Source organism: Streptomyces sp. NPDC002092 (genome assembly GCF_053593775.1).
This window is the reverse complement of record NZ_JBSFDG010000039.1, coordinates 12778-34079: the sequence shown is the minus strand read 5'-3', so window position 1 is coordinate 34079 and position 21302 is coordinate 12778. Positions and strand designations below refer to the sequence as shown.

Sequence of the window (21302 nt, the reverse complement as noted above, 5' to 3'; positions counted from 1 at the left end):
CGGGGATGCGCTCGTTCACGATGACCTGCTCGATGCTCTGGCGGGCCCGGATCAGGTCGAAGCTGCCGTCGGCACGGCGCAGCACCTCGGCGGCCTCCGGGTAGGAGTTGAAGTTCTTCATCGACATCGAGGAGCAGTAGCTGCCCGCCCGCTCGACGACCACGTAGTCGCCGATCTCGGTGCGGCCCAGCGCGACCGGCGCCAGCTGCTCCTGCTTCGCGGTGAGGATGTCACCGGCGATGCAGCAGTGGCCGACGACGTTGAACTCCTCGGCGTCGTCGGCCGGCCGCTCGACGTCGCCGGTGGCGGCGACGGAGACGATGGGGTGCTGCACGCCGTAGTACGACGGGCGGGCGATCTCCGTCAGACCGCTGTTGATCTTGATGAAGGAGTTGCCGTTCGCACCGGTGTCCATCTTGTCGATGACCTTGGTGACCAGTGAACCGGCCAGCGCCGTCAGGTAGGTGCCGGGCTCCACCTCCGTGTGCAGTCGGCGGCCGGTCTCCTCGGCGAACTGCCTGAGCTCGTCGGCGACGACCCGTGCCCACTCGGTGTGGTCGTAGACCGGGTCGCTCTGCAGGGCCGAGACCCGGTAGCCGCCGCCGAGGTCCAGGGTGTGCACGTCCTGGAAGTCACGGGCGAAGGACAGCATCGTGCGCACGGCGTCGACGAGGATGTCCCAGTGGTGGCCGGAGCCGATGTGCGACTGGAGCCGCACCAGGCGCAGACCGTACTGCTCCACGATCTGCTTGACCTCGGGCAGCTGCTCGTGCCAGATGCCGAAACTCGACTGCGGGCCTCCGCTGTTGAGGCGTCCGACCAGGCCCGAGCCGAAGCCCGGGTTGATGCGGATCGCGACCTCGCCGCCCGGGTAGGCGCGACCGTACTCCTGAAGCTGGTGCAGCGAGCCGGCGTCGAACTGCAGGCCCTGGTCGATGAGTTCGCGCAGGTTCTCGTCGAACACCGCCTCCTGCGCGGTCATCGAGATCCGCTCCGGACCCACCCCGGCCAGCACCGCACGGCGGGCCTCCCACACCGAGCTGGCGTCGAAGGAGAATCCCTGGCGGTCGAAGAGCCGGATGATCGCCTGGCTGGGGCACGCCTTGAGGGAGTAGCGCACCGTCAGGCCGAAGGCGTTGGGGAGGGTGGACATCGTGGTGGCGGAGGCGCGCACGGTGGCCTCGTCGTACACGAAGACCGGTGTGCCGAACTGCGCGGCCACAGCGCGCACGTCCTGCGGCTCAAGAAACTTCAGCTGCTCCATTGCGACCTCGCTCATGTCAGGCTCATTCCTCGAAGGTGGGTCGGAAAAGGTGGGTCAGAACAGGAGTCACGGGCGTGCGTGCCTCGATCACGGCGCGCGAGACCTCACGCGCGTGCGCAGTCACGAGCGCGGCGAGGTCGTCCTGGGCGCGGACCATGAGGGCGTCGGGCACCGCCGCGCGCGAGACGCGCTCGATCAGGAAGACGACGTCCCGGGAGTCTTCGGTGACCTTGCTGATGTCGCAGTCACGGTGGTTCCAGTGCCGGGTCAGCACCTGGCTGCCCCGGGCGTACACCACCTCGCCGGGACTCGGGCGCTCCGCGCCGTCCGCGCCGAGCGGCACGAACACGTCGCCGTCGACCGCGTGACGGATCGTCACGGGGCTGCCGAGGCGGGCGAGGTCGAAGGCCCCGGCCGGCAGCGCGTGGCGCACCGAGACCAGGTTGTAGGCGTCGACGGCCGGGTTGATCCGGGGCAGGCGCCCCGTGCGCCGCAGCCGTCGGATCAGCGCGTCCACACTGGGGCGGCTGCGGCGCGGGTTGGTGCCGAAGGCGCGGTACGCGGCGAACCAGGAGGCGATCGCCGGGTGCTGCTCGTCGGGCAGGTCGTGGACGCCGGCCGCCACCTGCTGCTCCAGTGCCTCCGCCTCCCGTGCGGCGTCCGGCCAGGGCACGTCGCCGGCGAGGCCGCGGGCCACGACGAACCGCACCTGTGCCTCCGGGTGGGCGGCCAGCACGTCCGGGTCGAACGCAAAGGTCACGTCCATGGCGTGCCCCCGGGCGGCGTGAGGGGGGAGGGATCGGCCACGATCCGGCGCCGGGTGCGCAGCCGCCCGGCGAAGCCCTTCGGGTCGATGGCCGTCAACTCGTCGTGCAACAGCCGTAATTGGTGGTGCGGAGTGCCCGGCCACAGGTGGTGGACGGTGTGGTAGCCGTCGCTGTGCGGGTGGATGAGCCGGCGCTGCAGCGGACCGAGGTTGGTGACGGTGGAGTCGAAGACGGTGTCCGCGTCGTGGTAGCTGTGCTCGCTCGACTCCCCGATGAACCGCAGCACGGGGAGCACCAGCGCGAACCCGGCCAGCCACACCGCGCCGGCCGTCACCGCCGCACCCGTCCCCCACAGCAGGGCCGCGGGGACCACCGCGACCAGCACCGCCCAGGCGACCGGGAGCAGCAGCGCCGGCAGATCCGTGGACGTGGACCGGTACCAGCTGCGCTGGTGGGCGGCGAGCCGCACGAGCAGCGAACGGGCGTAACCCCTACGGCTCGTGCGGTCCAGGCCGGTGATGTCCAGCTCCGCGTAGCGCCGCAGGTCGGGGTCGTCGTCCGTGCCGAGCCTGCTGTGGTGCAGCAGGTGCTCGGCCCGGTAGCGGGCGATACGGATGCCGGTGGGCAGCCCCGCGAGGACCGTCGCGCACCGGTCGTTGGCCCTGCGGTGGTGGCGGCTCCAGTTGAAGTGGCTGGCCTCGTGGACCAGACATTCCAGCGCCCGTACCTGGCGGCCCGACAGCACCAGGGCGGCAAGGACCACCAGGGTCCCGGCGGCGGCCCGCGCGGGACCCGCCCACCATCCCGGCCAGGCCGCCGCCAACACCCCCGCGATCAACACGAGCTGGTCACCGGCGGCGACAGCCGCCGTGACGGCGAGGCGGGTGCGGTGGGCCGCGCGCACGGCGGGGCGCACGGCGGCGGGTGCCCGGTAGCCGCGGGCGTAGGGCCGGCCCCCGGGCCCCGGGGGGCCCGGGTGCGCCCTGCGTGGCGAGGCGACGGTCTGCGTCATGATGTGCTCCAAGAGGACACGGCGGATCAGTCGGCCGGGGCCGAGAAGAGCATCCGGATCTGGGTGTTGCGGTAACCGGCGCGGGCGAAGGCCGCCGCCATCGGCGCGTTGCCGGTGTCCGTGGTGGCCGTGATCAGCTCGGCGCCGCGCTCCGCATGGCTCCGGGTGATCTCGGCGAGCAGCTCGTCGACGTGGCCTCGGCCGCGCAGTTCGGGAACGACCCCCAGGTAGCCGACGTTCGGGCTGTACGGAGTGGCCGAGGGGATCGCGAACCCGGCGACGGCGCCGTCGCCGGTGCGCGCCAGGCGCCACCAGGAGCGCTCGCCGGGGCAGTCGCGGTAGAACTCCAGCTCCTTGCGGGCCGTGGCCTCCGGGCCGTGCGCCGCGAGGTTCTTGCGGGTCTCGGCGTCCAGACTGCCCTCGGCGACCCGGCGGAACACGTCGAGGAACGCCTCGTCCGGCGCCTCCTCGAAGGTGAGCCGCCCCGCGGCGGCGGGCACCCCGATCTCCGGCGTCCACTCCAGGCGCAGCCGCTCCACCTCCTGGGTCAGCCCGGCGGCGAGAGCCGCCGCGCGGCGCCAGGCCAGCGCCGCCGACACCTTGGGGTCGTCGCGCCAGCCGTTGGGCAGCGTCAGGTTGTACAGCGGCGGCTGCGCGGCGCCCGCTTCGGCGAACGCCCGGTGCCCGGCGCGCAGCAACTCGGTGGCCAGGCCGACCCGGTCGTCCACCGACGGCGCCACATGCAGGCAGTCCAGGGCCATCGGATGCTCGCTCGTGGCCTGGCCCCACCACAGCGCCCGCGCCACGATCTCGCCGTCCGCCTCGGCGATCCACGACCACTGCGGCCGGTACATGCCCTGGGCGAGCTCGTCCCGGTAGCGGTCGGCGGGGATCCAGCTGATCGGCTCCTCGACGGTGAAGGCGGTGACGCGCACGAGATCGGCGTCGGTGGTGGGGCGCAGCTGCATGGTTCCTCCAGCGGGGCGGACGGTGCGGTGACGGCCGGCGGCAGCCGTCATCGACCGGCCGGCGACTCGGTGTACAGATCGGACATGGCGACGAGGATGCTGCGGTCCCCGCGGAACGGCTCCCGGGCATGGGTGGCAAGGAAGTTGTCCACGACGAGCACGTCGCCGCGCCGCCATGCGAAGGACACGGCGGCCTCCCGGTACAGCGACCGGATCAGCTCGGCGACCTCGTCCTCGATGGGCGCACCGTCACCGTAGTAGGCGTTGCGGGGCAGGCCCTCCTCGCCGTACTCCTCGACGAGGACCTCGGCGACCTCCGGCTCCACGTTGGAGAGATGGAACAGATGCGCGTGGTTGAACCACACCGTCTCGCCGGTCCGCGGATGCCGTGCCACGGCCTGCCGCACCGACGTGGTGCGCAGCCCGTCGCCGCCGGTCCACTCGAAGTCGGTGCCCGACCGGCGGCAGTACGCCTCCACCTCGGCCCGGTCGGTCGTCTGGAAGGCCTCCTGCCAGGACTCGTTGACGTCCGGGCCGTAGTTGCGCACGTACCGCACCCCGTGCCGGGTGAAGCGCTCCCGCACCTCGGCGGGGATCAGCGGGAACACCCTGCGCTCGCTGGCCACCGGTGTGGCGCCGCCCACCGGTGCGGGCAGAGCGCCGTAGAAGTACAGCAGGCTCGGCCAGTTGTGGGAGTACGACATCTCGTGGTGGAACGGGATCCACTGGTCCTCGCCCAGCTCCGTCGAGGTGAACACCTTGTCGGCGACCTCGGTGCGGGTCGCCGCCCGCTCCAGATAGCCGAGCAGTTCGGGGGAGAAGGCGCGGGCCGCCCGCCCGAACTCCTGCGGGTCCGCCACGTCGAAGCCGCGCAGCAGCACGGCACCGCACCGGTCCAGGGCCGCCCGCAGCTCCTCACGCCGGCCGGCCACCCACCCCGGCAGGGCGAGGCCGGGCTCGCACGCCTCGATCTCCAGCAGGAACGGCTCCTCGTGCAGCGGGCGGACGGTGACCGCCGCGTCGGACAGTGCCGAGGTCACATCGGTGAGCGTCATGCGGACACCTCGTCGGCGCCGATGGCGTCGGCCATGGCGGTCAGGATCCGCCGCGGGCCCTCGAACGGCTCCCGGGCATGCGCGACCAGCATGTTCTCCACGACGAGGACGTCACCCGGCTCCCAGTCGAAGCCCGTCGTCTCCGCCTTGTAGGCGGCCCGCAGCTCGGCGAGTGTCTCGGCCTCGATCGGGGAGCCGTCCCCGTAGTACGTGTTGTAGGGCAGGTCCTCCTCGTCCAGCGCCTCCAGGAGACCGGCGCTGACCTCCTCGTCCAGCGACGTCACGTGGAAGAACAGCGCGTGGTTGAACCAGCTGCGCTCCCCGGTGACCGGATGCCTGCGCACCGCGGGCCGGGTCTGCACGGTCCGCAGATGGTCCTCGTCCACCCACTGCGGGGTGATGTCGGCGCGCGCGCAGTAGTCGGCGACGTCCTCGGCCCGGTCCGTCTGGAACGCCTCCTGCCACGGCAGGCTGATGCCCGGCAGGTAGTTGCGCACGTACCGCACGCCCAGGCGCTCGAACCGGGCGACGGTCTCCGGGCGCAGCCGCGCCAGGATCCTGCGCGAGTCGGCGAGCGGGGTACGGCCGCCCCTCGTCGCCGCCCGCTCGCAGAAGAAGACGATCCGCGTCGGCCACTTCGAGGTGTACGACTGCTCGTTGTGCAGCAGGATCGGCTGGTTGGCCGGGTACTCGGTGGACGTGTAGACGCCGTCGGAGACCTGGCTGCGCGGCGAGGACCGCTCCCCGTACGCGAGCACCTGCGGCGACAGGGCGTCCATCACGGCCCGGAAGTCGTCGGCGCCGCGCACGGCGAAGCCGCGGAAGAGGACGGCCCCGGCCTGCCGGGCCAACGCGTCGACCTCCTCGCGGCGTTCGGCCACCCATGCCGACAGCGACGTGCCGGGGCGTGCGCAGCGCACCAGCGCCGGCAGCGAACGGCCCTCCCAGGCCTGGCTGACGGCCACGCCGTCGCGCAGTTCAACGGTCATGCTGAAATCTCCCTCACGATGGGTGGCGGCCGGTCAGCGGCGGAGCGCGCCGCGGTCGATCTTCGGGATCGAGGCCTGCCGGGCCGGCTCCCCGGATGCGGCCGCCCGCTTCGCCTCGACGGCGTCGGCGAGGCCCGCGAGCGTCGGTGCCTTGAAGAACTGGCCGATCTGCAGTCCCACTCCGAACTCCTTGCGGATGCGGGAGATCGCCCGGATCGCGAGCAGCGAGTGCCCGCCCAGGGTGAAGAACGAGTCCTCCAGACCGACCCGGTCCACCTCCAGCAGCTCCGCGCACAGCGCGGCCAGCCGGATCTGCACATCGGTGACCGGCGCCACGAACTCCGCTGCCGCGGCGGGCCGTTCGTCCGAGGGCTGCGGCAGCGCCGCCACGTCGACCTTCCCGTGCGCACCGGTCGGCCACTGCCGCAGCACGAACACCTGGGCCGGGACCATCGCGTCGGGCACCCGTGCGCGCAGGAAGTCCCGCAGGTCGGCCGCCAGCGCCCCGGCGTTCGCGGCGCCGTCCGCGTGCTCCGCATCCGACGTCACGTAGCCGATCAGACGCGGGCCGGCACCGCAGCGGTCCACGGTGACCACACTGCCCGTCACCAGCGGGTGCTCGCGCAGCACCGCCGCGACCTCCGCCGGCTCGACCCGGTTGCCGTGGATCTTGACCTGCTCGTCGGCGCGGCCGAGGAACTCCACGGAGCCGTCCGCCAGCAGACGGGCCCGGTCCCCGGTGGCGTACAGCCGCCGCCCGTGCGCGAAGGGATGCGGCACGAACCGTGCGGCGGTCAGCGCCGCGCGGCCCGGGTACCCGCGTGCCACCTGCACCCCGCCGAGGTACAACTCACCGGCCACACCCAGCGGTTGGGGCCGCAGGCGCGAGTCGAGGACGTACACCTCGGCGCCGGGCACCGGACGCCCGATCGGTACGCGCTGCGGCACGGGCCGGGCGACCCGCCCGGAGGTGACGTCGATGACGGCTTCGGTCGGCCCGTACTGGTTGACGAACTCGGCGTGGGCGAACCGGTCCAGGACACGGTCCGCGAGAGCGGCCGACAACTCCTCGCCGCCGCTGAGCAGCAGCCGCAGCGAGGGATGCGCACCCGCCGGGGCGTTCGCGAACTCCTCCAGGAGGGAGGGCACGAAGTGGCAGACGGTCACCTCACGGCGGTCGATCAGCTCCCGCAGGTACTCCAGGTCACGATGCCCGCCCTCACGGCACGCCACCACCGTGGCGCCGGTGACCAGCGGCAGCAGCAGCTCCCACACCGCCACGTCGAACCCGAGCGGCGCCTTGCGCAGCACCCGGTCGCCCACCTGCACGGACAGCTGCCGCTCCATGCCCGAGAGCCGGTTGAGCAGACCCGCACGCGTGGTGAGCACACCCTTGGGGCGGCCCGACGTGCCGGACGTGAACAGCAGATGGGCACCGGCGTCCGGCAGGTCGGCGACGGCAGGCGGCCGGTGCCCGCCATGGGCCGCGACCTCCTCGCCCGTCACCTCCACCACGGTGACGCCCGGCAGCAGCTGCCCCAGCCCGTCGGTGGTCAGGACCAGCCGCGGCGCCCCGTCCTCGACCAGCTGCGTGAGCCGCGCCGGCGGATAGCCCGGGTCGAGCGGCAGCACCACCGCGCCGGCCTTGAGCACGCCGAGCACGGCCGCCGCGAGCGCGCCGCCCCGCGCGCACAGCACGCCCACCCGGTCCTCGGCGCCCACGCCGCGTGCGGCCAGCAGATGCGCGACCCGGTTGGAGAACACGTCGAGCCCGCCGTACGTCAAGCACTCGCCGTCGTCCTCGACGACCGCGACCGCGCCGGGGCGGGCATCGGCCTGCGCGGCGAACCGCTCCGGCACCCACGGGCCGGTCAGCGCGTCCGTCGCCGCACCCGACAGATCGCGCACAAGGTGCTCGCGCGCCGCGTCCGTCAGCACCTGAAGACCGTCCAGCGGGCGGTCCGGAGCGTACGCCGCCGAGGCGAGGAACGTCTCGAACGCCGACGCCAGAGCCGTCGCGGTGGAGCGGTCGAACAGCTCCGTGGAGAACTCCAGACGGCCGCTGAGGCCGCCGTGCCCGTCCGGCGCCAGCTGCACCGACAGGTCGCAGCGCACCGTGCCGATCAGCGCGGGCAGCGCCTCGCAGTCGAGGCCCGGCATCGTCAGATCGGGCGCGGGCGTGTTGTGCAGCGCCAGCCAGTGCCGGGCGATCGCCGTCTGCCCGGACGCGTCGCGCCCCGACTGCAGCTCCGCCACGATCCGTTCGAAGGGCACGTCCTGATGCGCGTACGCCTCGGTGCACACCTCGCGGGTGCGCCGCAGCAGCGTACGGAAGGTGTCGCCGTCCTCGATGCGCACCCGCAGCGGCAGCGTGTTCACGAAGAACCCGACGACGTCCTCCAGCTCGGCGCGCCTGCGCCCCGCCACCGGAGTGCCCACCACCACGTCACGCCGGCCCGCGAACCGGCCCAGCACACTTGCCCAGGCCGCGGTCAGCGCCATGAACAGCGTCGCCTGACCGCTGTCGGTCAGCGCCCGGACGGCCTCGGTCAACGGCTGGTCCAGCGAGAGCGGCACCGTGTCGCCCGCATAGCTCCGCTCCGCCGGACGCGGCCGGTCGGTGGGGATCTCGGTCGCCTCGATCCCTTCCAACTGCCGTTTCCAGTAAGTCAGTTGCTCGGCAATGACGCCCTGCTCCAGCCAGCCGCGCTGCCAGGCCGCGAAATCCGCGTAGGTCAAGGCAAGTTCGGGCAGCGACGGCTCTTGTCCCTGCACCAACGCCGAGTACAGCGCGCCCAGTTCGCCCACCAGCAGCCCGAGGGACCAGCCGTCGACGGCGATGTGGTGCACGGACAGCACCAGAACCCACTCCGGCCCCGCCGCGTCGGAGATCTCGAGCAGCGCCGCGCGCAGCAACGGAGGCGCCGACAGGTCGAAGCCCTCCGCGGCCGCCTCCCGCACCCGGTCCGCCACGGCGCCGGACGCAGTGGACCGCACCGGCACCTCCACCTGGACCGTCCCGGCCCCGTGGATGCGCTGCTCCAGGACGTCGCCGTCCTCCACCACACCGGTGCGCAGTACCTCGTGCCGGTCCACGAGCAGCGCGACCGCACGGCGCAGCACCGCCACGTCGAGGGCACCGCGCAGCCTGAGCGCCCCGGAGCCCACGTACATCGGCGACCCCGGGCGCAGCTTGTCCACGAAGTACAGCCGTTCCTGCCCGAACGACAGAGGCGCCCGGGACAGGTCACCGGCGCGCCGAGTCACCCGGCCCGCGTTCCTGCCGATGCCGTCCGCGTCCAGCAGCTGGTCGAGCAGCCGCCGCTGTTCGGCCGAGAGCTGAGCTCCCTGGGGAAGCTGGGTCTGCATGAGTCCTCCAGATGTCGATGAGGCGCCGACGGCCTCAGCTGCAGCTCGCCTGCTCCATCGCGCGCCGCAGGCTCAGCGGCCGCATGTCCGTCCACACCTCGTCGATCCGGGCCAGGCACTCCTCGCGCGGCCCCGTGGTGCCCTCGGCACGCCACCCGGGCGGCAGGTCGGCGTCGGCACGCCAGATCGAGTACTGCTGCTCGTCGTTGACGACCACCGCATACGCGACGGCTGCGCTGTCCTGGTCGCTCATGTGCTTCCTCCGTGGTGATGGGGAGGCCCAAGCCATGACCGCCCCTCCCGTGTCCGGACCGTCCCAACCTGAACCATCCGGCCCCTGCTTGTGGTGTCGGGAGATTTCCCTACCTGCCTCCGCGCGGGGACCACCGCCCGCCGAACCGCCCCCGCTCAGGAGCCCGCCGCCACGCCGAGCCGGTCCGAACGGCCCACCATGGCCGCCACCTCGGCCCGCGACTGGACCTGCAGCTTCTGGAATATCCGCCCCAGGTACGTCTCCACGGTCTTGTGGCTCAGCTCCAGGACGCGCGCGATCTGCTGATTGGTGCGGCCCGCGCTGACCAGGAGCGCCACCTCCTTCTCCCGCCGGCTCAGCCCCTCCAGCGCCATCGCGGTGCCGCCCGCCGCATCGTCCGCCGGCCGCCGCCGGCCCGGCAGCGCGGTGACGCCCGCCCCCGCGGCGGTCTCGCGGCGCAGCCGCAGCGCCTGCTCCCGCAGGTGCTCGCTGTCCGTCGCCGCCGCGACGGCCTCCGCGCACGCGGCGTGCCGCGCCGCTCCCGCCTCGTCGCCGGTGTGCCGCTGCAGGGCGCTGAGCGCCATCGCGAACAACGAAACGTGAGGGGTGAGGCGGCGCGTCTCGGCGATGCGCAGCCCCCGCTCGTAGTGGGTGCACGCGGCACCGGGCCGGCCCAGGGCCGCCTCGGCGGTCGCCAGCCAGTACAGGCCCTCCAGTTCCCCGGCGACCTCGCAGTCCGGCGCCCCGTCCAGCAACTGCCGGGCCAAGAGCACGCGTTGCTCGGCCCGCCCCTGCTGATCGCCCCGGACGGTCGCCACCGCGAGCTGGGCCAGCAGCCTGCCGCGCAACGCGGCAGGTGCCCCCTCGGGTATCGCCGGCTCGCCCCCGTCCTCGCCCTCGCCCTTTCCCTCGCCGGTCGACGGCACCGGGCGGCGGGTGTGCAACGTCAGCTCGATCACCGCATGCCGCACCTCGTCCCGCAGCACGTCCCCCGGCGCCAACTCGTGCAGCAGCGAGTCCAGTTCGGCGTGCGCACGGTCGGGGCGGCCGAGCAGCCGGTACGCCCGCGCCCGCCACTGTGCCGCCTCCACCCGCAGCCGCGTCCCCTGCGCGCCGCTCTCGCACAGCGGCCCCAGCGTGGTGAGCGACGCGGTGAGCCGGCCGGTGAGCGCCAGCGACTTGCCGAGCAACAGCCGCTCGCGCGGCTCGGTTCCGCCGCCCGCCCGCGATGCCTGCGCCGCCCTTATCCAGGAGACGGCCTGCGCCGGATCCCGCCACAGCCACTGCGCCGCCGCGTCCCAGAGCACCCGTGCACCGCTCCCGTCCCGCAGCGCCGCACCGCGCTCCAGGTGCCGGGCCAGGTGCGCGGACGAAGAGCCGGGCCGGGCCGGCATCCGTGCCGCCTGCGCGTGCGCCCCCAGCAGCCAGCCGGGGCCCGCCGACTGGTAGGCGGCCGCCCGCAGCAGCGGATTGGCGAATCGCAACTGCCAGGCGAGCTCGTCCGGGCGCAGCAGCTCCTCGTGCATCAACTCGTCGAGGGCCCGCGACAGCGCCGCGTCGTCGACCTGGGCGATCTCCTTGAGGTCGTCGGGGGCGAACGGCTCGTGCAGCACGGCGGCGGCGCGCACCACCTGCCAGCCCTCCGCGCTCAACGAGCGGAAGTCGCGCAGGACGTCGGCGAGCAGGTCCGGCGGCAGCGGCGGGGCCCAGGCGCCGGTGAGTCCCGGCACTTGGCGCAGCCTGGCGAAGGCACGCAGCAGCCCCGGGTTCCCCCGGGACTCGTCGAGGAGCGTCTCGCAGTGCACCCGGCTCAGATCCTCCGGGAGCAGGGCGATCGCCTCCTCCTCGGTGAGCGGCGCGGGCCGCACCCGCAGCACACCCCCGCGGGCGGCGCGCCGCACGGGCATGTCGTTCAGGACGGGATCACCGGGCCGCTCCCGCCGCGCGAAGGCGACCACGACCGGACCGTCGACGGGGTGCTCCAGCAGATGACCGAGAAGCTGCAGCGACCCCCTGTCCGCCAGGTGCACATCGTCCAGAGTCAGCAACAGGGGGCTGTCGGCGGCGAGCGTCCTCAGCAGGGCGCGCATCGAGCGCCAGATCCGGTACGTGTCCGCAGGCACGGGAGGAAGGACGTCACGTGCGGTGGTGGCCAGCACCGGGAACAGCGGCGCGAGCCAGGCGGCCTGGCCGGACCCGTAGCCGTCGAGCCGATCGGGATCCATGTGCTGCACCAGATCCTCGAGGGCCTCGACGAACAGCCCGAACGGCGCCTGAGCCGTGGCAGGCGAGGCCGTGCTCGCCGCGACCGTCCAGCCGTGGCCCGCCGCGACCGAGCACAGGCCCTCCAGCAAGGTGGTCTTGCCGGACCAGCGGCCGCCGGTGATCTCCACGGCCTGCCCGCCGGCCGCTCCGGCCGCGCCGAGGCCGAGCGCTGTGACGATCTCCTTGGCGCCGCGGGCCGGAAGCGGTGAGGTACGAGTAGGGGGCGGGGATGTCCGTTGCGAGCTGAGTTCCATGAGGGGCGCTTCCAGCGTTTGTGCCACAGGGGCGACGGGAGATCAGGGGATCAGGGGGGAAGGAGCGCACGTGTGACTGATCCACGGATGCTAGGCACGGTGCGCGGTCCGACCCGGAAATCTCCGGCGGATCTCAAGGAAGCCTGGGTCCGGGGTACAGCGGCACCGGCCCGCCGGGCCACCGCGATCGGCTACGCGGTGAAGCTGTGCAGCGATGCCTCGAAACGGGCCAGCTCCTGGGCGCCGGGCGCAAGAACGCGCAAACCCCGCACGCGGCCCGGCTCGTCGTCGAGCAGCAGACGGGTCGCGATCCCGTCGGCCAGCAGATGGGCGTGCAGACGCTCGGGCCGCTCGTCGTAGACGAATCGGTAGTGGACCGGCACGCCGGTGACGACCGCGTCCCCGAAGTGCCCCACCAGGACCGCCTCGAGGCGGCGGGCGTCCTCGCGGGCACCGACGAGCGCCTCGCGGATCCACTCGGTGTCACCCAGCGCCGCGCTCGCCACGTGGGCGTCGTACGCGGACAGAGGCCACTCGGGCAGCCGCCGGGCGACCAGCTCGCGCAGCGTCTCGTCGGCCGACCACAGCGCGCCGGTGCGGGTACCGGCGATGCCCAGCGGCTTGCCGGGCGAGGCGAGGACGGCCAGGTTGCGGTGGGGGAGCGTCATCGCGGACTGCCGACGGTCACCCAGGTAGTCGACGTACGCCTCGTCGACGATCAGCGTGCACTGCGGGTGCCGGGTCAGCAGCTCGGCGAGCGCGTCGCGCGGCACGGTCAGGCCGAGCGGATTGTTCGGGTTGGAGAAGACCACGAACGCATACCGGCGCATGGCCGAGTCCAGGCGCCGCACCCGCAGCTCGACGGTGTCCCGCTCGCCGACCGGCGGCGGCAGCTGACGGGACCACCTGCGGATGGTGCCCGTGTAGTCCGGGGTCAGCGCCGCCGAACGGTCCGCCGGAAGCACCGAGGCGAGCACCGACAACGGCTCACTGATCCCACGGGTGACCACCAGCTGACGCGGATCCGTACCCAGATACGCGGCATAGGCCGCACGGAAGCGGTCCTCGACGCCGTACGGATGGACGGTGAGGGACGCCGGATCGAAGGCGGCCGCCGCCGCGCGCGCCGCGGGCGAAGGCCCGGAACGGGTCACGCACGTGCTCAGGTCCAGCACCCCGTCGAGCCCGGACGGCAGATACCGCAGATCCCCGCCCGAGTGCTGGGACGCCTCGGCATACGTGAGCGTGGTCAAGAGAGCCTCCTGCTGAACCGATGCGGGTACGGAAGACCGCCCCACCTGCCCGGGAAGCGCCCTGACCCGCAAGCCGCCGGCCGGCCGGACCGGAGCCACGGCGCGAGGGGAGCGTCCTACCTCCGACTCGAGCTGCGCTCGGGCGCGCGTGGGAAGACCCCAAATCCCCTACGCAAGACGCCGGTTCTGGAAGGAGGCTGGGATCCCGCTCGAACCGTCGCGCGGCTCCGCCGCCCGCGCGCCATACTCCCCGCCATGCGACTCCCCGACACACCCGTCTGCGTGGCCGCTCTCGACACGGCGTCCTCCTACTGCCCGCCCGCGCTGCTCAACCACTGCCTGCGGTCCTACATCTGGGCGGCCGCCCACGGCACCGCCCGAGGCATCCGATTCGACCCGGAACTCCTGTTCGTGGGCGCCATGTTCCACGACATCGCCCTGGTGCCGGAGTTCGACAGCCACACGGTCGGCTTCGACCACGCCAGTGCCCACGTGGCCCGGGTCTTCGCCCTGGGCGCGGGCTGGCCCCCGCCGCGCCGCGAGCGTCTCGCGGAGGTCGTCCTGAGCCACATGCTGGACGAGGTCGACGTGACGGTGGATCCCGAGGGCCACCTCCTAGAGCGCTCCACGAGCCTGGACATCTCCGGCCGCTACCTGGACGACTTCTCCGCCGCCTTCAGGAGCGAGGTCCTGGACCGCCACCCGCGCGCCGGCATCGCAGAGGAGTTCCTCGCCTGCTTCCGCGCCCAGGCCGAGCGCAAACCGGACAGCTCACCCGCCGCGGCCCTGCGAGACGGCATCGCCGACCGGATCCTCGGCAACGAGCTGGACCGCTAGATCCGGTGGGACGGAATTGGATCTCGAACCACGATGCGCTCCACAGCGGCTGTCACCAGTTGTTCACGCTCCGCCTCCGTGAAGACGTCCGGCAGCGTGAGCTGCTCGACGATCAGCCAGTTCAGCGTCAGCATGAGCAGCTTGACCGCCGTGGCGTCGCCAGGGAGGCCGGAGGCCTCGTAATAGGCGACGTTGGCGTCGACGTCGGCCCGGACTCGCTCCGTGAGGACCCTGCGCAGTTCGGGGCGGCGGGTGGCCTCAAGGCGGAGTTCCAGCAGCGCGAGGTAACCGGTGCGGAAGGAGGCGACGCGGCCGACGAGTTCGCGCATCAGCTCCGCATAGGTCTCCCGGTCGCGGCCGGCCGCCTTCTGGCGGGCGATCGTGGCCTCGTCAGGCTGGAGCCGCTCGTAGACCCGGGCGCCGGCCTGTGTGAGCAGATCGTCGCGGCTGGCGAAGTAGTTGGACGCCGTACCGGCAGGAACGGCCGCCTCGGCATCCACGGCCCGGAAGGTCAGTCCGCGCGCGCCTTCCCGGGCCAGCACCTCGATCGCCGCGTCGACGAGGGCCGCACGCCGCTGTTCGTTCCGTCTCACCATTGACACCACTCCAGCTGTAGTACTACGTTCGAACCACTTCAAGTAGAGTACTACGTGTGGGGGCCGCTGTGCGAAAGCTCGTGCACTATGTCGGCGTCAGCTCGACGGCCGCATCGCCGGCCCCGGCGGCGAGTTCGACTTCTTCCCGCAGGGCAGCGAACAGCAGGCAGCCGCCTACTCGACCTGGATGAACAACCCTGCATCCGGAGACCCTCCCGACCACTCATCGCACGGCCCTCGGCGTCGCCGACGCGCCCGACCGGCGCTTCGACACGGTCGTCATGGGCCTCGGCACCTACCGCCCCGCCCTCGACAACGGGATCACCAGCCCGTACGCGCACCTGCGCCAGTATGTGGTGTCCAGCACCCTCAAGTCGGACACCGACCCAGCCGTCACCGTCGTGACGGGCGACCCGCTCGCCCTCGTCCGCGAGCTCAAAGGCGAGGTGGGCGCTGGTCTGGATGTCTGGCTCTGCGGGGGCGGTCGGCTCGCAGGCACCCTGTTGCCCGAGATCGACGAGCTGCTGATCAAGACTTATCCGGTCGTTGCCGGTACCGGAATCGCGGTAGTCGACGGTGCCTTCGACCCCACCGTCTTCGACGTCGCCGAGCGCACCGCGTTCCCCGACGGGGTCACTTTCACCCGCCTCACCCGCCGCTGAGTCGTCATCACCTTGCTGACCAGATGACGATGGCCGCGGGGCGGCGTGCGGCCAGGCACATCGTGGCGGTCTTGTCGTATCGAGTGGTCAGGCCGCGCCACTCGATCAGGACGGCCTCTCAGCCGTGAGGGCGCGGAAACTCAAGGTCAACAGTGGTTCGTCGTTGTGAGTGTCGGCTTGGTTGGTCGGCAGGAGCGTCAAGGTCACGTCGACGCCGTCGATCTCCCCGAGTCATTAGGTTGAACTCGTGGAGGCCGATGAGCCGATCAGTTGAGGCCACCCTGTATCTTCCTCGAGCTTCGGCTCGACCACAGGGCCGAGCCGATGTGGACCGGGCTGCACAGTGCCCCCGGTCATGCTGGAACTCAGTAGCCCCAGCCCCAGCGCACCTGGGTGGCTCCGGAAGCGTTGTTGTTGGCCAGAGTGCTGCCGCTGATCCGTTCCATCGAGTACGTGTCCCCGTCTCTCAGGCCGGGCCAGTAGACGCTTCCGATGCCCTGGGCCCGCGCCGTGTCGGTGACCGCGGCGAGGTAGGACTGGTACTGGGCCCCGTTGTGGTTCGACAGGTAGTCGATGCCGGTGGTCATGGGGGCGCCGAACTCGTCGATGATGGTCCGGCTCGCATAGCTTCCGATGCGGGCGCTGAGGTCGGACTGCCACTGCGACTCCTGGGTGTAGCTGTTCCAGTAGCCGTAGTAGTGCAGGGACAGCAGGGTACCGTTCAGAGCTGAGGCGGCCCCGATGCCGGTGACGTGGTCGTTGTAACCCGTGCCGCTGATGACGACCCGCCCCTTGGGGACGCTGGAGAACTTCGAGAGCCAGGACGAGCAGAGGGAGATCCAGTCGCTCTGCGAGTAGCCGTAAGGCTCGTTCAGCGGCTCGAAGTACACGTTGCTGTTGCCGCCGTACGCGCTGATCACGGTGGACCACATCGAGTACCAGGCGGACTGGTCCGTGACCGTGCCGACGGAACTGCTCTCCGTCCACGCGCTGATGATGACCTTCATGCCGTTCCCGAGCGCCGCGTCGATCGCTCCGCGGTAGGCGCCCCACCAGGACGAGCTGACGCTCGGCGGATTGATCGGCAGGCGCACGGTGTTGGCGCCGAGGTTGGACTGGAAGGCCTTGACGTAGCTGTCCGCGACCGAATGAACCTGCGCGTAGCTGTCCGAGGCGGTCAGTCCGCTCGGAATGACCCAGCCGGACTGGTAGTTGTCCCGCGCGTCCGCCCAGTTGACTCCCTTGAACTGGTTGGTCGCGGCTGCGGCCGGCTGAGCGAGGGCGACGGTGAGAAAGGGGGTTGCGCTCACGACGGCGATCGCGAGGAATCGCGTCAGCGCTGCTCTGGCCCTGGCTCGAATGGACATGTCTGACCCTTCCGCACGCGCTTCAGGTGGTGCCCTGTGGGGGGTATTGTTTATTCCTGCGCGATGCTGTGGGCAATAGTTGGAGCAGCCCACTGGCGTGTCAAGACTTTTGACGGGTCTTCACAACCCTCACTCAGCGTCGGTGGACCATGCGGCTCCAGCAGGATCTGTCCGTCCCGGGGCGCGCACGAGAGTGCTCTACCGGCTGTGCATCCACCGCCGCCGCAAGAACGAGCGACGTTCCTTGTCCTAACGCGACTACATCGGGCTGATCGACGCCGCCCGTCAGCAGCTGAGAGCCCCGATCATCCTGGTCTGGGCCCGGCTGAATACCCACCGCTTAACTCCTTTACCAGCGCGCTGTTCAGGCGGCTTGGCGATGCGCGGGGGACGGGATGTCGCTGTTCTGAGCCGGGATCTTCCATGCTTATTTGTGCGATGAACGACCGCGGGCCCCGCAGAGGTCGGCGGCGATACTGAATAGTCGGACGCGTTCTGATTGCCGATGCTGTTGATCGTCTTGGTGATCAGGTGCGCGATGGTAGAGCTGCCGCATGACGCGGTCGGCGGCATCGGTCGAACCGAGCATGAGGTGGCAGAACAGTCGCAGCTGTGCGTGAAGCTCCTCGTTGTGCCGGGTGATGCTTTCTGGTTCGGACATGCCGTTGGCCGTGTCAGAGCCCGAACAGTGGAAACAGCCCTGAGCCGTGGAACGCGACGATCCGGCAGACGCCCTCGGTGGTGAGTGTCAGTACGTGCAGCGCATGTGGGTGGTGCACGCCGTCGCGGCCGCGGGCGTACACCGCGAAGGCAGGTTGTCCGTTGGCGGAGATGGGGACCAGTGCGGCCGGTCCGATCACTCGCACCTGTTTGGCCAGGAAGGCGAGGATGGTGCCGCGGCCTTCGAACCAGGTCGCGATCGGCGGCATCTCCCATCTGGCGTCCTCGGTCAATACCGCGACGAGTTGATCGACGTCCGCGGTTTCGAAGGCGGCGACGTATCGGTCGAGCAGGGCCCGCTGCCGTGGCTCGGCGGGTTCGGTCAGGTCGTCTTGGCTGAGCGGAACCTGGGCTCGGGCGCGCTGGAGCGCGCTGTTGACGGCCGCTGCAGTCATCTCCAGCAGCTGCGCCACCTCGGCGGTACGCCATTGCAGCACGTCGCGGAGAATCAGCACGGCTCGCTGTCGCGGCGGCAGCTGCTGGAGCGCCCCCACCAGCGCCAGCCGCATCGTCTGTCGTTCCACCACGACCGTCGCCGGATCGGCCGGTGCGGTGGTGAACAGGAAGTCGGGTATCGGCTGGAGCCACGGCACCTCCCGAGCTTGTGCGCCGGGCACCGCATCCAGGTCTGTCTGGGGGGCGCCGAGATCCGCGGGCAGAGGCCTGCGTCTGCTTTTTTCCAGCGCCTTGAAACACGCCCGGGTCGCGATACGGTACAGCCAGGTACGCAGCGACGACCGTCCCTCGAACGCGTCGTAAGCACGCCAGGCGTCGAGGTAGACGTCTTGCACCACCTCTTCGGCCTCGTCGACCGAGCCGAGCATGCGGTAGCAGTAGGCGAGCAGCTCACGCCGGAACGGTTCGCTCAGTCTTCCGAAATCCTTGCCGCCGGCCTCGGCTTCAGTCATGGTGTGCATGATCCGCCGATTCTGTGGTGGCGGGGTGCGCGACTCGCCCGGTCGACCAGGGCCTGGCCCAGCCCATGCGCGCTCTCATCCGTTCGATGTCGGGTTGCGGTGCGCGTGAGGCGAACGCGAGCGTGGTGCCGCGGGCGTGGAGATGCGCGAGACGGGCGACCTGGTCGCCCATCAGCGAGCAGCCGACGCAGGCGTGGTCGGGCCGGCCGTCCACGCCCGGCTCGAAGAAGGCGCGGTGGAGCAGCAGTTGACGAGGGCCCCTCGAACAGGTCGAGCAGCCGGGCGGCCCCCCATTCCGCCGGAGTGACGACCTGGGCCCGGTAGGTGTTGTTCATCGTCATGTCCCTTGCGAGAAGGAATTCGGATCAGTGGACGACGATGTCAGCCATGTCGATGGCGACGAAGACGATCTGGTCGTCGCCCATCGGGGCGTAGGCCCGTCGCGTGGCGGGGATGACGATGCCGTCGACGTCGCGGTAGTCGGCGGCGTAGAGCTGCGCCTCGACCGTCCGGCCGACGATGTCGATGGTGAAATCGTGGCGGCGCAGCAAGCCGTCCGGGCCGAAGCAGAACACCTGCGTGCGGGTGTGGCTCTTGACGTGGCCGGGGAAGGTCACTCTCAGCCGCCGCCATGTTTCACCATCAGCCTCAATCGGGGCGATCTCCTCGCAGACGAACCCCGGCCAGGTGAACAGGAACGGCGTATTCAGGTACGTCCACAGTGCTTCCCCGGTGAAGTACGCGAGGTGCAGGTCGTCCCACGGCGTCTCGAACTGGTGACCGTCGAACGACCGCTCAGGGTCGTCGCGTGCCTCGACCACCGTGCCGACCGGTCGTTGCAGGACGACCCGGTCGGGCTCGAAGACCGACCGCCGGTCCTGGCCGACGAAGTCCATGGTCAGCCGTTCCCGCGTGGTGTCCACCTCGAAGCGGACCTTCGTCAGCGCGTCGCCTTGTCCTTTGATCTGCCAGAAGGCCCCGGTGATGGCGGCGTTGACAGCGATCGTGTGGATGCGGTTCCACCGGTCCACGCCACCGTGCGCGGCGACGGCGCTCGCGAGTAGATCGTTCATTGCTCTTGCTCCTCTGCAGGGATGCCCCGGCCGCCGAAACAGCGGTCGGGGCGAGTGGGGTCAGTCGACAATGACTCCGCCGGTCAGGTTGGCGACGGTGCCGGTCATGCCTGATGCCCGGTCGGAGGCGAGGAACACCGCCGCCTGCGTGAGTTCGGCCAGCGTGGTCGGGCGCTTGCGGTGGCTCATACCACTCGCCAGCGCAATGAACTGCTCCTTGGTGATCCCCAGCGCGTCGGCGTGCAGCCCGTACACGACGTCGATGACCGGTGTCTCCACCATGCCCGTGGTGCGCAGGCAGATCGCGCGAACACCGTGCTGGGCCCATTCGGCCGACAGCGCGCGGTTGAGACCTTCCATCGCCGCCCAGCCGACGCTCATGCCGCCCACCAGGGGCATCGGCAATCGGGCCGGTTCGGGTGTGTGCATCATGATCACCCCCGACCGCCCGGGCGATCATGTGCCGTGCGGCCGATTTCGCGGTGATGAAATGAGCCCGGGCATACGTGGTGATCGGGCGCAGGAAATTCTCGACCGGCAGTTCGGCGAGCGGTATTCCCTGCAATCCCACGGGGGAGATTCCGATCGCGTTGAACGACACGTCGATGCTGCCGGCGTCGGCGACGACCGCGTCCAGGTGCTCGGTCACGGATTTCTCGTCCCCGGCGTCCACCACGGCGGTCTCGACCGCTCCACCCGCGGCGGAGATCTCCTTCGCGACCGTGTCGATGACGTCGAGATTTCGCCCGGTCAGGAACACCCTGGCACCTTCGTGAGCGAAACCGCGGGCCATCGCACTACCGACCGCGCCGCCCGCGCCGTAGACGACGACATTCTTGTTTTCCAGCAACATGACCTTCTCCTTCTGGTTGTTCACGCCATCGCGTGGAGTCCGTGGCCGGTCAGCTGGTACACCCGGTGCTCGTCCTGGTTGTCGGTGTCCTGGCACAGCCGCGCGATCTCGGAGCCGACGATGGCCGGCGTGAGAAGCGGTTGCAGTGCCGCCGCGAATGTGCCGGTGTCGATTCCCTGCCGGTGGGCGTATGCGGCGACCCCGGCGGCGCCGAGTTCGGTGGCAGGCGTCAGTTGCGGCAGCACGGTGGCGAAGCCGATGCCGAGCTGGGCGCGGCGGGACTCATCGGCGGCATATCCGGCGAGAAATCGGATCATCGCCTTTGCGCCCGAGTATCCGCCGCTGAGCGGTGAGCCGCGCAGGGCAGCCCCACTGGATACCGCCACCACCAGGCTGCCCGGCGTCAGCGGGTGGCGCAGTGCCGCGCGGATCCAATGGAAAGCGTGTCGGGTGTCGACCTGCCAGTTGCGGCTGAACGATTCCCAGGACTGTTCATGTACCGGACCGATGGCAGGTGTCGCGCCCGCGTTGAGCACGAGCAACGTCGGTTGGTGTTGCTCGATCAGGATGCGGGCGGTCTCCGCTTCGGTCGCGTCAGCGACAACCGGGACGAACGCCGCACCCGATCGTCGGCGCACGTCCGCCAATGCGTCGGCGGTGCGCGCAACGCCGACGACCTGGTGACCTTGGTCGATCAGCGCGGCGGCGATCGCCGATCCGAAGCCGCGGCCCGCTCCGGTGACCACCGCCGTGGTCTGTGACTGGCGCGATGAGCTCATACCTATACAGAGGCGAGCTCACCGCGAAAGTCATCGCTGCGGCTCGGTT

18 protein-coding genes and 3 pseudogenes are annotated in these 21302 nt (G+C 71.0%); 3 read left to right on the top strand and 18 right to left on the bottom strand.

Going from position 1 to position 21302, the window contains the following annotated elements; translation table 11 throughout:
• The 10 genes from ACWCRD_RS43995 to ACWCRD_RS43950 form a co-directional block, all read right to left on the bottom strand.
• Positions 1–1279, bottom strand: a 1279-nt coding sequence (locus ACWCRD_RS43995; RefSeq protein WP_450971298.1) for a diaminopimelate decarboxylase, incomplete at its 3' end; no start/stop codon positions are given.
• A 7-nt stretch (positions 1280–1286) separates the two neighbouring features.
• The gene (locus ACWCRD_RS43990; RefSeq protein ID WP_450971297.1) at positions 1287–2030 is read right to left on the bottom strand and encodes a B3/B4 domain-containing protein; all 744 of its coding nucleotides are present in this window, start codon (positions 2028–2030) and stop codon (positions 1287–1289) included.
• Positions 2021–3043, bottom strand: coding sequence for a fatty acid desaturase family protein (locus ACWCRD_RS43985; RefSeq protein ID WP_450971296.1), 1023 nt, complete (start codon positions 3041–3043; stop codon positions 2021–2023). Before ACWCRD_RS43985 ends, ACWCRD_RS43990 begins: the two co-directional genes overlap by 10 nt.
• 26 nt (positions 3044–3069) lie before the next feature.
• Entirely contained in the window at positions 3070–4011 is a 942-nt protein-coding gene (locus ACWCRD_RS43980; RefSeq protein ID WP_450971295.1) for a GNAT family N-acetyltransferase, read from the bottom strand.
• Between the two features lie 47 nt (positions 4012–4058).
• Positions 4059–5066, bottom strand: coding sequence for a TauD/TfdA family dioxygenase (locus ACWCRD_RS43975; protein WP_450971294.1), 1008 nt, complete (start codon positions 5064–5066; stop codon positions 4059–4061).
• Positions 5063–6055 (bottom strand): TauD/TfdA family dioxygenase, encoded by a 993-nt coding sequence (locus tag ACWCRD_RS43970; RefSeq protein ID WP_450971293.1) that lies wholly within the window; start codon positions 6053–6055, stop codon positions 5063–5065. The genes ACWCRD_RS43975 and ACWCRD_RS43970 overlap by 4 nt, the downstream gene beginning before the upstream one ends.
• Positions 6056–6088: 33 nt before the next feature.
• Positions 6089–9424: a non-ribosomal peptide synthetase gene (locus ACWCRD_RS43965; protein WP_450971292.1), complete on the bottom strand. Its 3336-nt coding sequence runs from the start codon at positions 9422–9424 to the stop codon at positions 6089–6091.
• A gap of 34 nt (positions 9425–9458) precedes the next feature.
• Positions 9459–9677: an MbtH family protein gene (locus tag ACWCRD_RS43960; protein ID WP_450971291.1), complete on the bottom strand. Its 219-nt coding sequence runs from the start codon at positions 9675–9677 to the stop codon at positions 9459–9461.
• A gap of 155 nt (positions 9678–9832) precedes the next feature.
• Positions 9833–12196 (bottom strand): LuxR C-terminal-related transcriptional regulator, encoded by a 2364-nt coding sequence (locus ACWCRD_RS43955; protein ID WP_450971290.1) that lies wholly within the window; start codon positions 12194–12196, stop codon positions 9833–9835.
• A 191-nt stretch (positions 12197–12387) separates the two neighbouring features.
• Entirely contained in the window at positions 12388–13449 is a 1062-nt protein-coding gene (locus ACWCRD_RS43950) for an aminotransferase class I/II-fold pyridoxal phosphate-dependent enzyme (protein WP_450971289.1), read from the bottom strand.
• Between the two features lie 255 nt (positions 13450–13704).
• Here ACWCRD_RS43950 and ACWCRD_RS43945 point away from each other — a divergent pair, with 255 nt between their 5' ends.
• Positions 13705–14286, top strand: coding sequence for an HD domain-containing protein (locus ACWCRD_RS43945; RefSeq protein WP_450971288.1), 582 nt, complete (start codon positions 13705–13707; stop codon positions 14284–14286).
• Here the strand turns inward: ACWCRD_RS43945 and ACWCRD_RS43940 are convergent.
• On the bottom strand, positions 14283–14882 hold the full coding sequence (locus ACWCRD_RS43940; protein WP_450971287.1) for a TetR/AcrR family transcriptional regulator: 600 nt from the start codon (positions 14880–14882) through the stop codon (positions 14283–14285). The genes ACWCRD_RS43945 and ACWCRD_RS43940 overlap by 4 nt on opposite strands.
• A gap of 68 nt (positions 14883–14950) precedes the next feature.
• Here ACWCRD_RS43940 and ACWCRD_RS43935 point away from each other — a divergent pair.
• Positions 14951–15544: pseudogene (locus tag ACWCRD_RS43935) on the top strand (dihydrofolate reductase family protein).
• Positions 15545–15909: 365 nt separating this feature from the next.
• On the opposite strand, the gene ACWCRD_RS43930 reads toward ACWCRD_RS43935, so the two are convergent.
• Positions 15910–16854 carry a glycoside hydrolase family 5 protein gene (locus ACWCRD_RS43930; protein ID WP_450971286.1) on the bottom strand — a complete coding sequence of 315 codons (945 nt, stop codon included), beginning with the start codon at positions 16852–16854 and terminating at the stop codon, positions 15910–15912.
• A gap of 244 nt (positions 16855–17098) precedes the next feature.
• Between ACWCRD_RS43930 and ACWCRD_RS43925 the strand changes: the two are divergent.
• Positions 17099–17248, top strand: a pseudogene (locus ACWCRD_RS43925) (IS630 family transposase); the annotation flags it as partial.
• Between the two features lie 337 nt (positions 17249–17585).
• Here the strand turns inward: ACWCRD_RS43925 and ACWCRD_RS43920 are convergent.
• From ACWCRD_RS43920 to ACWCRD_RS43895, 6 genes and pseudogenes are all read right to left on the bottom strand, one after another.
• Entirely contained in the window at positions 17586–18548 is a 963-nt protein-coding gene (locus ACWCRD_RS43920) for a sigma-70 family RNA polymerase sigma factor (RefSeq protein ID WP_450971285.1), read from the bottom strand.
• On the bottom strand, positions 18532–18762 hold the full coding sequence (locus ACWCRD_RS43915; RefSeq protein WP_450971284.1) for a DUF899 family protein: 231 nt from the start codon (positions 18760–18762) through the stop codon (positions 18532–18534). Before ACWCRD_RS43915 ends, ACWCRD_RS43920 begins: the two co-directional genes overlap by 17 nt.
• A gap of 151 nt (positions 18763–18913) precedes the next feature.
• Positions 18914–19621 carry a hypothetical protein gene (locus ACWCRD_RS43910; RefSeq protein ID WP_450971283.1) on the bottom strand — a complete coding sequence of 236 codons (708 nt, stop codon included), beginning with the start codon at positions 19619–19621 and terminating at the stop codon, positions 18914–18916.
• Positions 19622–19681: 60 nt separating this feature from the next.
• On the bottom strand, positions 19682–20053 hold the full coding sequence (locus ACWCRD_RS43905; protein ID WP_450971282.1) for an SDR family oxidoreductase: 372 nt from the start codon (positions 20051–20053) through the stop codon (positions 19682–19684).
• A gap of 19 nt (positions 20054–20072) precedes the next feature.
• Positions 20073–20474: pseudogene (locus ACWCRD_RS43900) on the bottom strand (SDR family NAD(P)-dependent oxidoreductase); the annotation flags it as partial.
• A gap of 20 nt (positions 20475–20494) precedes the next feature.
• The gene (locus ACWCRD_RS43895; protein WP_450971281.1) at positions 20495–21253 is read right to left on the bottom strand and encodes an SDR family oxidoreductase; all 759 of its coding nucleotides are present in this window, start codon (positions 21251–21253) and stop codon (positions 20495–20497) included.
• Between the last annotated feature and the right edge of the window lie 49 nt (positions 21254–21302).

Coding starts and splice junctions, on each gene's coding strand:
- ACWCRD_RS43975 (WP_450971294.1), bottom strand. CDS start 5,066: ATGACGCTCACCGATGTGACCTCGGCACTGTCCGACGCGGCGGTCACC.
- ACWCRD_RS43910 (WP_450971283.1), bottom strand. CDS start 19,621: ATGAACGATCTACTCGCGAGCGCCGTCGCCGCGCACGGTGGCGTGGAC.
- ACWCRD_RS43960 (WP_450971291.1), bottom strand. CDS start 9,677: ATGAGCGACCAGGACAGCGCAGCCGTCGCGTATGCGGTGGTCGTCAAC.
- ACWCRD_RS43945 (WP_450971288.1), top strand. CDS start 13,705: ATGCGACTCCCCGACACACCCGTCTGCGTGGCCGCTCTCGACACGGCG.
- ACWCRD_RS43895 (WP_450971281.1), bottom strand. CDS start 21,253: ATGAGCTCATCGCGCCAGTCACAGACCACGGCGGTGGTCACCGGAGCG.
- ACWCRD_RS43905 (WP_450971282.1), bottom strand. CDS start 20,053: ATGATGCACACACCCGAACCGGCCCGATTGCCGATGCCCCTGGTGGGC.
- ACWCRD_RS43920 (WP_450971285.1), bottom strand. CDS start 18,548: ATGCACACCATGACTGAAGCCGAGGCCGGCGGCAAGGATTTCGGAAGA.
- ACWCRD_RS43990 (WP_450971297.1), bottom strand. CDS start 2,030: ATGGACGTGACCTTTGCGTTCGACCCGGACGTGCTGGCCGCCCACCCG.
- ACWCRD_RS43965 (WP_450971292.1), bottom strand. CDS start 9,424: ATGCAGACCCAGCTTCCCCAGGGAGCTCAGCTCTCGGCCGAACAGCGG.
- ACWCRD_RS43940 (WP_450971287.1), bottom strand. CDS start 14,882: ATGGTGAGACGGAACGAACAGCGGCGTGCGGCCCTCGTCGACGCGGCG.
- ACWCRD_RS43985 (WP_450971296.1), bottom strand. CDS start 3,043: ATGACGCAGACCGTCGCCTCGCCACGCAGGGCGCACCCGGGCCCCCCG.
- ACWCRD_RS43955 (WP_450971290.1), bottom strand. CDS start 12,196: ATGGAACTCAGCTCGCAACGGACATCCCCGCCCCCTACTCGTACCTCA.
- ACWCRD_RS43980 (WP_450971295.1), bottom strand. CDS start 4,011: ATGCAGCTGCGCCCCACCACCGACGCCGATCTCGTGCGCGTCACCGCC.
- ACWCRD_RS43970 (WP_450971293.1), bottom strand. CDS start 6,055: ATGACCGTTGAACTGCGCGACGGCGTGGCCGTCAGCCAGGCCTGGGAG.